This window comes from Singulisphaera rosea (assembly GCF_054877945.1).
Genome location: NZ_JBTYIP020000044.1, coordinates 57,701 through 69,487, shown reverse-complemented (window position 1 = coordinate 69,487; position 11,787 = coordinate 57,701). Strand labels below are relative to the sequence as shown.

The window sequence follows — 11,787 nt, the reverse complement described above, 5'->3', positions numbered from 1 at the left end:
TAGCCACGGTCCATAGGGACAGCGCCCGCCGAAGGCTGGCACGGCGAGTCTTCGTTGAGTGCACCGATCGCGAGTACAGGCGAAAGAAATTCAGAGAAAATGAAGGGCGGATGTGCGGAACATAGGTCATTAGGACCAGAAAGTTGGTTTAAGGACCGAATTGCCGGCAGGTCTATCTTTGTACCGAGCATCGCATGCTTTGACTTGGATCATACTTCTCCAAAGATCTTTCGGTGGCGAGAGAAAGCTATCGCTTCTGCTTGCCGATGGCCTTCAGGCGCGGCAGGAGCACCAAGTCGACCGCTTCCTCGGCGTCCCCGAGAAGCGTCTTGCGCGGCAAGCCCATGTGCGCACGCATGGTAAGGCCACGAGCAAAATCCGTGACTTGAATCGCGCGGACGGCCACGGGAAAGTCGGACGGGATTTCTCCGGCGCCGATCGCGTCCCGGAACCGACCTTCCACCAGCGCTGCCCCGCCGGCGGCCGCGTTTTGCAGGAACTGCCGGACCTCAGTGTCGTCCACAACCGGCGCGACGCACACGAGAAGACATCCCGGTGCTGACCCTTTCTCGGTCGAAGTGACTACGACGTGCCTCAGGAAGGCGGCGAGCGAGTCGCGAAGCGTCTGCGGCGACAGCAGCGCCTTCGCGGCGAGAGCGCCTTTCTTCTCCGCATACGCCTTCAGGACGCGCAAGAACAACGTCCGCTTGTCGCCGAAGACGGAATACAGGCTCGGCCGTCCCACGCCCATCCCGGCGACGAGATCGTCGATCGTCGCGCCGTCGTAGCCCTTCGACCAGAATACCTGGGTCGCCTTTTCCAGCGCGTCCCTCTCGTCGAAGCTGCGCGGCCGTCCACGCGACCTGGAGTTATTTTGAACCATTTAGTTAAAAACTCCTTGACAGTTTCCACAGACCCAATATATAACCAAACCGTTCAAAATTAGCAATTTGGTCCCGGCCTCGCGAGGCCTCACGACTCGACCTTCACCCTTCACCACGGAGACGCCCATGGAACATTCGATCGCGCTCGTCACCGGCACCACCTCCGGGCTCGGTCATGCGGCAGCCCTCATACTTGCCGGAGAGGGCTGGCGCGAGATCATCATCACCGGGCGCAGCCTGGCTCGGGTCCGGGAAACGGCCGCTCAACTCGCGGCTGAGACCAAAAAACAGGTCTTCACGCCGCTGGAGCTGGATCTGGACTCGCCAACCAGTGTTCAATCCGCACTCGCCGAGCTCGTCAGGCGAGGTCGGCCTATCGATTTCCTACTGCTCAATGCAGGGCTGGTTCCATTCAAGAAGCGCGTACTCACTGCTTCCGCCATCGAGGCGTCTCAGGCCCCCCTAATCGGCCATCATCAACTGACTGTCGGGTTGCTCAACGCCAACCTGCTGAGCCCCAACGCACGAATTGTTATCGCCGGTGCGGAGCCTGCCCGAGGGGGCGTTCCCATGTTCAAGTACACCGACCTGCCAGCCTTCGCGGCCAAATACCACCGGGGCGACCGAACCGCCGCTGTGGAGGCCCTGATTCGCAACGGGCCGAACGTCAAGTACGTGCCCAACAATGCGTATGCCGACGCGAAGCTCATTATCGCTTGGTGGGTCGCGGCGCTGGCGCTCCGGCTACCCGCCGGCATGGCCGTGTATGCTGTCTCGCCCGGTGGGGCGACCGCTACCAAGGTGGTGCGAAGCGCTGGCCCGTTGTTGAAGTATCTGTTTATCCCAATCGTGAACCTCATTCCCGGCATGAATCAGACGCCGGAGACCGCAGCCCGTCGGTACCTCCAGGCGTCGGAGTTCGGAACCGACGTCTCAGGGCAATTCTTCGCCTCGGCTCAAGGGAAATTCTCAGGCCCGATTGAGGCGCAGCGCCACCCACACCTCCACGATCGCGCCAGCCAAGAAGCCGCGTGGCAGGCCGTCGTCAAGGTCTCCGGCGTCGACTTGTCTTAGCCAGCCTCAAGCGCGGTCTCCCGAAGGAGCGCCAGTCGCGGCGAAATGGTCGCGGTGACACGAATCCGCATGCGATTGCGGCGCTGCGCGCTCGTCCATGGGGTCTCACGGTATTTTGAAATAAATAGTTCAAAAACCCCTTGACCGCCGCCTCCTCGCCCGATTATCATACCAAACAGTTCAAAATAAGCAAAGCAACCCTAACCTCGCGAGGAGAATACACATGGAACGGTATCAAGGTAAAAAGGTGGTGATCATCGGCGGAACGAGCGGCATGGGGCTCGCGACGGCGAAGATACTCCTCGATGAGGGGGCACGCGTCCTGGTGACGGGTCGCTCGCAGGCCGGACTGGAATCAGCGCAGAAAGAGCTTGGAAAGGACGCCCTCGTGGTTTCGAGCGACGCGCGTTCGTTGACGGACATCGACACCCTCGCCTCTCGGGTGAAGGACGAATTCGACACCTTCGACCTGCTCTTCGCCAACGCCGGGTTCAGCATCCGAGCGCCTCTTGAGAGCATGACCGAGGCTGTCTACGACGAGATGTTCAACTTGAACGCCAAGGGGCCGCTTTTCGCGGTGCAGAAGCTCGCGCCGCTGATCAACCGGGGAGGCTCTATCGTCCTCACGACCTCGATCGCCAACGTCAAGGGAATGCCCGGCCAGGCCGCATACGGAGCCGCCAAGGCCGCGCTGCGATCCTTCGCTCGGACGCTCGCCGCCGAACTGCTTCCTCGCGAGATTCGCGTCAACGCAGTGACGCCCGGCCCCATCGACACGCCGATCCTCGGCAAAGTGTTTACCGGTAAAGACGAGGCCGCCCAGATTAGGGAGAAGATGACCGGCATGGTCCCGATGAAGCGCTGGGGGACGTCGGAGGAGATCGCCAAGGCCGTCCTCTTCCTCGCGTTCGACGCGACCTTCACGACCGGCGCCGAACTGCCCGTCGACGGGGGTTGGTCGCAGCTCTGAAACGCAATGGACCCCACACGCTTCATCAAGGCGGAGGATTCGGCGTAACAAGCATTACGCCGGTTCTCTGTTCTTTTGCTACTTCCACGGATTTTCTTACCAAACGGTACGATATCCTCTTCACATGCGGAGTTCGACCGCATATTTTTGAACTTTTCAGTTCAAAAATCCCCATCGCAGGGGCTGGCCTTGCTGAAGTGTTAACGGGTCTTCAGCAGGCAAGATTGGTTCGCCCATGACTGTTTTTTCATCCCGTTGAGGAGGACCTTTCGATGAACCGTTTCGTCGCGTTCGCGTTGGTGAGCACACTGGCATTGTCCGGGGCCTCACACGCCTTCGGACAAGAGAAGAAGCCCGGCGAAGCCGAGATCGTCAAGCTGCTTCCGGGGAAGTGGGTCGGCAAGGTGAACACGCCCAAGGTCACGGGCGACCTCGAATCCGCGTTCGATAAGGACGGCACCTACACCCTGAAGGGGAAGCTCAAGATGGGGGCCAAGGAGGTCCCGATCGACGAAGCTGGTACGTGGAAGGTGACTGAAAACGGTCTCCTTCTGACTCCCAAGAACCCACCTGCCGGCAGCCCCAAGACGAAAGAGTTGGGCATTGGTGAGATCAACGACACGACCTTCAAGATGAAGGACCACCGTCAGAAGGTTGAATCGAGCTGGACCAGAGTCAAGGAGTGACGTGATCGACCTCGGGCCTCTTTCCCGGCGAATGCGTACGTACGTGGTCGCGGCGAACGCATTCGTTTGATCAGGCCGGCAGCCAATCTGCCGCATCTACCGAATCACCCTCATCTTGGTATTGGGGCGGCGTTAGGACTCGTCCCCCCGGTGCGATGCGACCATGGGTTGGAATCGTAACACACATTAAGTGTGCCGTGGATCTTGGAGATTCGCGGCGTTAGTTAGTTGCGATTTCATCGAAAAGGAGTTTCGCAAATGAGGTCAAACTGGTTTTTCGCAGTCGCGGGCCTTTGCCTGGGCGTCTCGTTTCTTTTGAGCGAGTCGTACCCGACCGCCGTTGCACAGGAGGGCGCTGGCCGTGCGTCGTTGACCATCGATCTGGTGGGCTTCAAGGACACGTCCGGTAAAGCGAGCATCCGCCTGTTCGACAACGGAAATTCGTTCAAGTCGGCCGACATCCGGAAGGACCGAAAAGAGGTGGAGAAGTACTTCCGGTCTCTGGTGGACGTGCCGATTCAGGTCGCCGGAAATAACTTGTCGGCGAGGTGCAAAATCGCAAATCTGCAGCCAGGCGAATACGCCGCGTTTGCCTTTCACGATGGAAATGGAAACGGCAAAGTGGACTCGAATCTTGTGGGCGTGCCCACGGAGGGGTTCGGCTTTTCCAACGATGTCCGGCCTCAAGTTCTCCCGATTCCCAAGTCCCCGACATGGAAGGCAGTCTCGTTCGTCGTGCAGCCCGGCGAAAATAGCATTCGCATTCACGTGCGTGACTGAACAGGCGCCGTGCGGTTTTCGCGACGCTCAGCGGCACGTGCCGCTGAGTGTCTGTCCCATAAGGGGTCAAAAAGAGATCAAACCTTGGCCGGTCTTGGGTAGTGGAATTCGGCATCATCATGTGAGGGCTCGAGGCGATGGAGCATCATCTGGATCATCGCCAGCTTCACGAACGACTCCGACGACAGTACGGACTTCTCCCGGTCCAGGCTCAGACGGCGGCACCTCGTCAACCACGCGAGCGTCCTTTCCACCGTCCACCGGATCGGCAGCTTCACCCAACCCGGCTTCCCTTCGGGCCGGCGGATGATCTCCATCTCCCACTTCGCATTGGCCCCGACCCATTTGTAGAGGGCGAAGTTGTGGTACTTCGAGTCGGCGAACATGCGCGTAACCTTGCTCATCGGCTGCCCCTCGAGCCTGGCGAACAAGGCCAGGGCCGCCGCTGCGTCGTCGACCGAGGCGGCCGTAACCAGCACGGCCAGCAGCAAACCCATGCTGTCCACGACGATATGGCGCTTCCGCCCGTCCACATTCTTGTGGTTGTCGCGCCCCCGCTGCTCGCAGCCGGAGCTCGCGTCGACCGACTGACTGTCGACGCTCGCCGTGGTACGGGGCTCGTAGGGCTTCTCCTCCGTGCGGGTCTTGCGGCGGAACGAGTCGTGGATCCGGTCCAAAGTCCCGTCTCGCCGCCAGCGGTCGAAGTAGCGCCAGACGGTGCTCTTGGGGGGCAAGTCCCCGGAGATATATCGCCACTGGCATCCGGTGCGGAGGATGTAGAGGATCGGGTCGAGGACATCCCGCGGGTCGGTCTTGCGGGGCCGTCCTCCGCCGAGCTCGGGGGGGAGGAAGAGCTCGACCATGGCCCACTGAGGATCGGTGACGTCGCTCGGATAGTCGTGAGCTTTCATACAGACACTACGATCGTCACATTCTAATTGTTCCCCTTTTGGGACAGACACTCAGGCTCGTAACGATTCGGGTTCGCTAACTCCCATTCTTACGGGTTTGGTGACATGTCATTCTCGGCATTAACCTTACGGCCGAGCCGAGTGCCATTCGTTTCTGACACCGAGAACGCCAGGGCCTCCCGTCGCAAGGGACCTCGCTCAACCCGTCCGATTCCCCACCCGATTCAAGGCCATGCTCATTCCCGAGGCGTCTTGGTGCGGACGTCGCCAAGGTCTCGGGCCTCGCCGGGCTTGAAGACCAGGCCTTCGAGCTTGTGGCTGAAGGGCTTGTGACCCGGGCGGTCTTCCCGAAGCTCGACGTCGTATTTTTCGCCCGGCACGAGCCCCTCGATCCGGAATCGCCCCTCGCGATCGGTGGCGGAGAAGTTGGAGACCCGAGGGTCGCTCCCTCCGCCCCAGTTCGGCCCGTCCCAGAATCGGACGACGGTGGCCTCGGGCCTCGGAGTTCCTTCATCGTCGAGGAGTCGCCCGACGAGGGAAGCTGAGGGCATGAGCTTGGCCACGATCGGGCGGTCGTCGTCGCCCGAGACCTCGACCACGCCGGCGAGGTCCGGCCCTGGGTGCCGGAAATAGACGCGACGACGTTTGCCGACCACGAGATTCTCGACGGTGAAATCGTTGGCGACGGTCTTCGCATTCGAGGAGTCGTCAAGGCCGAGGGCCAGGACGTCCGTAAGCGGCGTGTCGTCCGGGCCGACGACTTTTCCCGACCTCATCCGGCCGGCCTCCAACTCGAGGTCACAGGTCACCGGGTCATCCCCCGCCGCGGGATTCACTTCCGCAATCGTGTTGACGTGCAAGAATCTCAACGGATGCGGAGCCGTGAGGAACGAGCTGCCGTCGTCAGTCTTGCCGTCCGGAATCCGCTCCGCCCCCACGCCCAACGCATAGTGGCCGGAGCCGACGTCCGCCGACATGAGCCCGCGGCCGGGGAAGACGATCATGCGGTACCGGCCCGACTCGTCGGTCCGGTGCTCGTCCGCGTTGTAGAACATGCCCGGCCTCTCCCGGATGTTCGGATTGTCGTAGAAAACGTGGTACTCCACCCGGGACGACACGGGTTGCCGGGTCGCCTTGTCGATCACCCGCCCCTGGACCCAGACCCCACGCCTCAGCGCGAAGTCGAGCGTCTGTGGGCCCTCGCCCCTCTCGATTTTGATGTCGCGGGTCCAACGCACGTAAGGTTGGTCGGGGGCCGGGCGGGCGCTGATCAAGACTTCGAGATTTGAGGAGAGGCCGACCAGTCGAAATCGCCCCCCGGAGTCGGTGGTCGTCAGGAACGGCCACTCGCGCCCCCAGAACGCTTGCCGTTCGACCCGAACCGTCACCCCGGCGATTCCCCTGCCGGTCGAAACATCGCGCACCACCCCCTCGACCACGCGGGTCGGCCCGGCGATATGATCGAAGTTGGCGCCATGGAGGATCGTGTCCTCCATGGGGTCCTGGCTCAGCCTCCGCGCCTCGCCGAAGAAGAATCGCGTTTCCAGGCGGAGCGTCGGGCCAGGACGGGTGACGATCTGGACCTGGCGCGACTCGATCCCTGGGCCGTCGATCCTCGCGAAAACAAGGCGGTCCCGTCCGATCCCATCGAGGCGAAATCGCCCGTCGTCGTTGGTGGTGGCGGGGGGCACGAGGATCCCGTTGCTCTCGTATTCGGAGCGCTGTGAGGGGAAGAACTGTTGCAGGATGGAATTCGCCTGGTTCGACCCCTGGACTGATTTGATCGCGGTAAGATATCCGGAAACGTCGCCGTTGGTGATGCCAAGCACTCGGATCCGGGCACCGGCGACCGGACGCCCCTGGATGTCGAGAATCCGCCCGACCACCGGTACGTCATCGGGGACGAGCTTGAAGTTCAGCGCGTCGGGCCCTCCGCCATCGTCCGGGAAGGCAAACCCGAAACCCGGCGCCGTGGCGACGATCGCCTCGACTTCACGTGCCGACGGATTACCGACCGCCTCGGGCTTCAATTCGAACCGGTAGCGACCATCCTCGCCACTCGTCGCGCACCGGACCGGGTTCGGGGTCGTCCCCTTCTTCTTGACGAGCGAGATGGTCGCCCCCGAGACCGGCCGACCGACCGGGTCGGTGACGCGACCGGCGAGGGTGATCGCGCCCGGCCCCTGAGCGGCCTTCTTCGTGGCCGGTTGCTCCTCGACCTTCGACTTTGGACGCGGAACCGGCGTGCTCGCCGAGCCCTTGGGCTCGCCACCCGGATCCGCAGCGGACTCGACGACGCCGATAACCACGCAGGCGAATGTGCTCGACAAGGCAAGGATCGCCCCCACGGTCTTCAGCCTGGCGAGGAGAGCCGCCTTGAGGACTCTCGAGGAGATCGCGAGGGCCAAAGGCGAGGCCGAGGCTCCGTGGCTCACGGCAGAGCGAACGACCGACGCCAACAAGGCCGCCGGGACCTCGGCCTGGGCCTCGGCGCCGATGGCCGAGGCCAGGAGCGCGGCCGAAGGGGCGAAACCTCGCCGGGTCAGGCGGATGCGGAGCCGTTCGTGGGCGTCACCCAGCCTGCGCCGGAGCGTCGCATGGCTCCAGCGGAGCTCGGCCGCCGCCTCGACTTGTGTCTTGCCCTCGAGGTGGCAGAGCACGACCGGAACGCGATACTTTTCCGGCAACCGGGCGAGCTCCTCGTGCAGGGCAGGGCGGAAGTCCTCCGGCGTCTCGTCGCCATCCGCTCGCCTCGACGCGGCGGCCTTCCGTTCCCGCTCGAGGCGGCGGGCCATCTCGCGGTTGGTCTCGACGGCGACTCGGTGCGCCACGCGGTGCAGCCAGCCCCCGAGCGAATCGCCCGAGCGGATCGATCGGGCCTTGTCGACGAGGATGAGGAACGTCGCCTGGAACGCATCCTCGACGGCGGCCTGGTCCTTGAGGATCCGCCGGCAGACCGCCAGCACCATCGGACCATGCTGCGCCACGAGGGCAGCGAAGGCCTCCTCGTCGCGGCTCGCCGCGAACCGTTCGAGCAACTGCCCGTCAGCCATTCCCGCGAGCGTCCCCTCGCCGAACAACCGATGAATCTGTCGTAGCGCCGAACCGAGTTGCATCGTCGACATGACCTCAACACCCCCGGCGGAAAACCCTCAAGTCCCTTAACTACCCGTTACTGAGGGGGCCGAGGAGGGGTCGTGCTCAGTTTTTTTCGAGGACCAATGCCTCGCCGCGGTTCGGAGCCCCATTGCCGAGGGCCGACGGCGTCACCAAGATCATGGGACCTTCGCCCGGTGAACAAGGCGCGACCCCCGGTCGCGATACCGGCGAACTCGAAACAAGGGTAGGGCCCGATGAGCGGGGACGCCGAAGGTGAGGAGAACAGGCCACCGCTGCGGAGCGTCCACACGACCTCGTTCCCGGCGATCCTGGAGCAGCTCGGGGCCTCGGTGCTCGTTACCACCTATCAGGCCGGGAAGCTCGTCGTGCTCAGGCCGGAGCGGGGGACGCTCAACACCCACTTCCGCAACTTCAGCAAGCCGATGGGCCTGGCCGTGGACGGCGACCGGCTGGCGATCGGCACGGCGATCGAGGTCTGGGAGTTCCACAACATCCCGGCCGTCGCACGGAAGCTCGAGCCGCCCGGCAGCCACGACGCGTGCTTCCTCCCGCGCCGGGGGTTCACGACGGGGGACGTCCAGATCCACGAGATGGCGTGGGTCGGGCCGGAGCTCTGGTTCGTCAACACGCGGTTCTCGTGCCTATGCACGCTCGACGGGGTCCACAGCTTCGTTCCCCGTTGGCGGCCGACGTTCGTCTCGGGTTTGGCGGCCGAGGATCGCTGCCACCTGAACGGTCTCTGCGTCGTCGACGGACGCCCTGCCTATGTCACGGCATTGGGGGAGACGGATACGCAAGGGGGCTGGCGGGCGAACAAGAAGGACGGGGGGATCCTGATCGACCTGGCCTCGGGCGAGGTCATGGCGCGTGGCCTGTCGATGCCGCACTCGCCGAGGTGGCACGGCGGGCGCCTCTGGCTCCTCGAGTCCGGGAGGGGAGGAATCGGATTCGTCGACCCCGCCACCGGCCGGTACGAGTCGATCGCCGAGCTGCCCGGCTTCACCCGAGGGCTGGACTTCCTCGGGCATTACGCCTTCATCGGCCTGTCTCAAGTCCGCGAGACGGCCGTCTTCAGCGGGTTGCCGATCACCGAGAGGCCCGCCGAACGATCGTGCGGGGTCTGGGTGATCGACCTGAACACCGGCCAGACCCGGGCGTTCCTGAAATTCGAGGACGCGGTCCAGGAAGTCTTCGCCGTGCAGGTCCTTCCCGGTGTCCGCTACCCGGACCTGATCAACGACGACCCGAAGGTGCTGTCGGACACGTTCGTCCTCCCGGAAGCCGGGCTGGCGAGTGCGCCCGCGTCGATGCGTTCTCAATCGAGATCCTGAACAGACCATTATCTCAAATAACAAACGGCACGACGCCCGGATTCGCTGCCGGGCGTCGTGCCGTTCATTTCGCAATTCGTCGAATTCGTCAGCGGCTTATCGTGTTGTGCAGCGAGGACTCGGCGGCGAGACTCATCGGGAGGTCGTGCAGCTTATTACGACGGACGACGAAGAACTGGAGTAACGGGGTCTGCGAGACCTCGGGCTGTCGAAGGATGAAGAGGATGTTGTCGGGCCGGATCGTCTCCCAGTTCCGTTCCCCGACCTTCACGCCGACGAGGATGTCGCCCTTGAGGATCTTGGCCTGGGCCCCGAGGCTGTTGGGGGAGACGGCCTGGATGTAGAGGCCGCCGCGGAGGGTGGGGGCGGTCGACGTCACGTACTCGGGGGTGACGGGCATCGTCTTCAGGCCGAGCATCTGCCAGACCTGGTCGGTCGGGTCGACGGTGGCGGTGACGCGGGGCAGGGGCCTCGTCTCGAGGGCGAGCGACTGCTCGCGCCCACCCCGGCGGATCTGGACCTGGGCCCGCTGGCCGGGGTTGAGCTCGAGGAGGCCTCGCTCGATGTCCAGGGGAGTCCGCACGCCGAGCTCGCCGACCTTGACCACGTGATCGCCGGGCCGGAAGCCCGCCGTCTCGGCGGGGCTCCCCGGCTGCACGTCGACGAGGACCACCTTGCGCTCGGGGGTGTTCTGGGCCTCGTCGGCGACGAGACCATGCCAGGTCGACGCCAAGCGACGGGTGCTCATCATCTCGGCGGCCGACTTCTTCACGTCGTCGATCGGCAAGGCGAACCCGATCCCCTGGGCCCCGGCCCGCACGGCGACGTTGATGCCGATCAGCTCGCCGTCGATGTTGATGAGCGGCCCGCCCGAGTTGCCCGGGTTGATGCAGGCGTCGGTCTGGATCAGGTTGCGATACGCCTGCTCGTCCGAGAGCGTCACGTTACGCTTCAAGGCGCTGATGATGCCAACCGAGACGGTGTTCTCATAGCCGAAGGCATTGCCGATCGTGATGACGTTCTCCCCGACCATCAGGTCGGCGGACGTGCCGATCGTGATCGCCGGCAGGGCGCGGCCGGCGTCGACCTTGAGCATCGCGAGGTCCATCACCTCGTCGTGCTGGATGACCCGCGCCGGGTAGGTCGTGCCGTCGGAGAGTTGGATCTCGATCCCCTGGACTTTATCGACGACGTGGTGGTTTGTGAGGATATATCCCCGACCGTCGAGGATGACGCCCGTGCCCATCCCTCGAGGCCGTTGGTTCTCCTCGGGGGAGAACGGCCAGCGGCTGGTCGACGCGGCCTTCTTCTCGCTCGAAATATTAACGACGCAAGGCTGGACCTTCTGAACCGCCTCGACCACCGGCGTCCGACGCGAGGCGGCCTGGACCGGGGGGGCTCCCGGCCATCCCAGGGCCGCGATCCCCAAAGTCGCCACGATTCCAAGCCGTTCCCATCCTCGTCGCAACACGGGCAGTGGCACGGTTGTGGTCCCCACTCGGGAATGACTGGACCCGGTCTCGTCGCACCAGTCGACGCGCCGGTAAAGAGGTTGGCGTTCCATCCCAAGCCCTTCCCCGGACCTCGACCGCGGTCGATTGGCCCGTTGTCCTCGATTGACCGATCCTGAGCGCCTTCATGGCTTGCTTGCTTCCGACGTGTTCTGGATCGGTACCCCCCAACCCCCGTCTTGATGGGCAGAAGACCAGATTTAACCTAGCTTTCCCATTGTTCGTAATCCCCGGAAAACTCGACCTATTTTCTCAGCCGAAGCGTACAAACGAAGGGTAACCGCACCGAACGCACCCATCTCGCACAAAAACGCACGGCGCCCGGGGCCCCGTACGGGGTTCCGGGGTTGGTGCGGCTTGGATGTCGATTTCGCACCACGGGGCAGGGTCTCGACCTTGACGAAGGCGCCGGATTTGTTGACAGCATGCACGCGGACCGTTACGCTTGGGGCCTCTGTAGCGAGAGGGAAGTCCTTCGGAATCAGGACGGTTACGGCCTTGAAGGCCGGGTGGGGTCATG

Annotated in this window: 9 protein-coding genes; 5 read left to right on the top strand and 4 right to left on the bottom strand. The window is 63.6% G+C overall.

The window, feature by feature from the left end; genetic code table 11:
* Positions 1 to 247: 247 nt before the first annotated feature.
* Positions 248 to 883: a TetR/AcrR family transcriptional regulator gene (locus ACYOEI_RS38645; RefSeq protein ID WP_462855854.1), complete on the bottom strand. Its 636-nt coding sequence runs from the start codon at positions 881 to 883 to the stop codon at positions 248 to 250.
* A gap of 127 nt (positions 884 to 1,010) precedes the next feature.
* Here ACYOEI_RS38645 and ACYOEI_RS38640 point away from each other — a divergent pair, with 127 nt between their 5' ends.
* From ACYOEI_RS38640 to ACYOEI_RS38625, 4 genes are all read left to right on the top strand, one after another.
* Complete coding sequence (locus ACYOEI_RS38640; RefSeq protein ID WP_462855853.1) at positions 1,011 to 1,958, top strand: SDR family NAD(P)-dependent oxidoreductase; 948 nt, start codon at positions 1,011 to 1,013, stop codon at positions 1,956 to 1,958.
* Between the two features lie 223 nt (positions 1,959 to 2,181).
* Positions 2,182 to 2,928, top strand: coding sequence for an SDR family oxidoreductase (locus tag ACYOEI_RS38635; protein WP_462855852.1), 747 nt, complete (start codon positions 2,182 to 2,184; stop codon positions 2,926 to 2,928).
* Between the two features lie 272 nt (positions 2,929 to 3,200).
* Complete coding sequence (locus tag ACYOEI_RS38630) at positions 3,201 to 3,614, top strand: hypothetical protein (RefSeq protein WP_462855851.1); 414 nt, start codon at positions 3,201 to 3,203, stop codon at positions 3,612 to 3,614.
* Between the two features lie 258 nt (positions 3,615 to 3,872).
* The gene (locus tag ACYOEI_RS38625; RefSeq protein WP_462855850.1) at positions 3,873 to 4,394 is read left to right on the top strand and encodes a DUF2141 domain-containing protein; all 522 of its coding nucleotides are present in this window, start codon (positions 3,873 to 3,875) and stop codon (positions 4,392 to 4,394) included.
* Positions 4,395 to 4,471: 77 nt separating this feature from the next.
* Here ACYOEI_RS38625 and ACYOEI_RS38620 read toward each other — a convergent pair whose 3' ends face one another.
* Complete coding sequence (locus ACYOEI_RS38620) at positions 4,472 to 5,305, bottom strand: IS5 family transposase (RefSeq protein WP_462855849.1); 834 nt, start codon at positions 5,303 to 5,305, stop codon at positions 4,472 to 4,474.
* Between the two features lie 236 nt (positions 5,306 to 5,541).
* Positions 5,542 to 8,430 (bottom strand): sigma-70 family RNA polymerase sigma factor, encoded by a 2,889-nt coding sequence (locus ACYOEI_RS38615; protein ID WP_462855848.1) that lies wholly within the window; start codon positions 8,428 to 8,430, stop codon positions 5,542 to 5,544.
* Between the two features lie 228 nt (positions 8,431 to 8,658).
* On the opposite strand from ACYOEI_RS38615, the gene ACYOEI_RS38610 reads away from it, so the two are divergent.
* On the top strand, positions 8,659 to 9,756 hold the full coding sequence (locus ACYOEI_RS38610; RefSeq protein ID WP_462855847.1) for a TIGR03032 family protein: 1,098 nt from the start codon (positions 8,659 to 8,661) through the stop codon (positions 9,754 to 9,756).
* 88 nt (positions 9,757 to 9,844) lie between these two features.
* Here ACYOEI_RS38610 and ACYOEI_RS38605 read toward each other — a convergent pair whose 3' ends face one another.
* On the bottom strand, positions 9,845 to 11,320 hold the full coding sequence (locus ACYOEI_RS38605) for a S1C family serine protease (protein WP_462855846.1): 1,476 nt from the start codon (positions 11,318 to 11,320) through the stop codon (positions 9,845 to 9,847).
* Between the last annotated feature and the right edge of the window lie 467 nt (positions 11,321 to 11,787).

Excerpts from the sequence above, each read along its gene's own strand:
- ACYOEI_RS38630 (WP_462855851.1), top strand. The coding sequence starts at position 3,201 with ATGAACCGTTTCGTCGCGTTCGCGTTGGTGAGCACACTGGCATTGTCC.
- ACYOEI_RS38615 (WP_462855848.1), bottom strand. The coding sequence starts at position 8,430 with ATGTCGACGATGCAACTCGGTTCGGCGCTACGACAGATTCATCGGTTG.
- ACYOEI_RS38620 (WP_462855849.1), bottom strand. The coding sequence starts at position 5,305 with ATGAAAGCTCACGACTATCCGAGCGACGTCACCGATCCTCAGTGGGCC.
- ACYOEI_RS38635 (WP_462855852.1), top strand. The coding sequence starts at position 2,182 with ATGGAACGGTATCAAGGTAAAAAGGTGGTGATCATCGGCGGAACGAGC.
- ACYOEI_RS38640 (WP_462855853.1), top strand. The coding sequence starts at position 1,011 with ATGGAACATTCGATCGCGCTCGTCACCGGCACCACCTCCGGGCTCGGT.
- ACYOEI_RS38625 (WP_462855850.1), top strand. The coding sequence starts at position 3,873 with ATGAGGTCAAACTGGTTTTTCGCAGTCGCGGGCCTTTGCCTGGGCGTC.
- ACYOEI_RS38610 (WP_462855847.1), top strand. The coding sequence starts at position 8,659 with ATGAGCGGGGACGCCGAAGGTGAGGAGAACAGGCCACCGCTGCGGAGC.
- ACYOEI_RS38605 (WP_462855846.1), bottom strand. The coding sequence starts at position 11,320 with ATGGAACGCCAACCTCTTTACCGGCGCGTCGACTGGTGCGACGAGACC.
- ACYOEI_RS38645 (WP_462855854.1), bottom strand. The coding sequence starts at position 883 with ATGGTTCAAAATAACTCCAGGTCGCGTGGACGGCCGCGCAGCTTCGAC.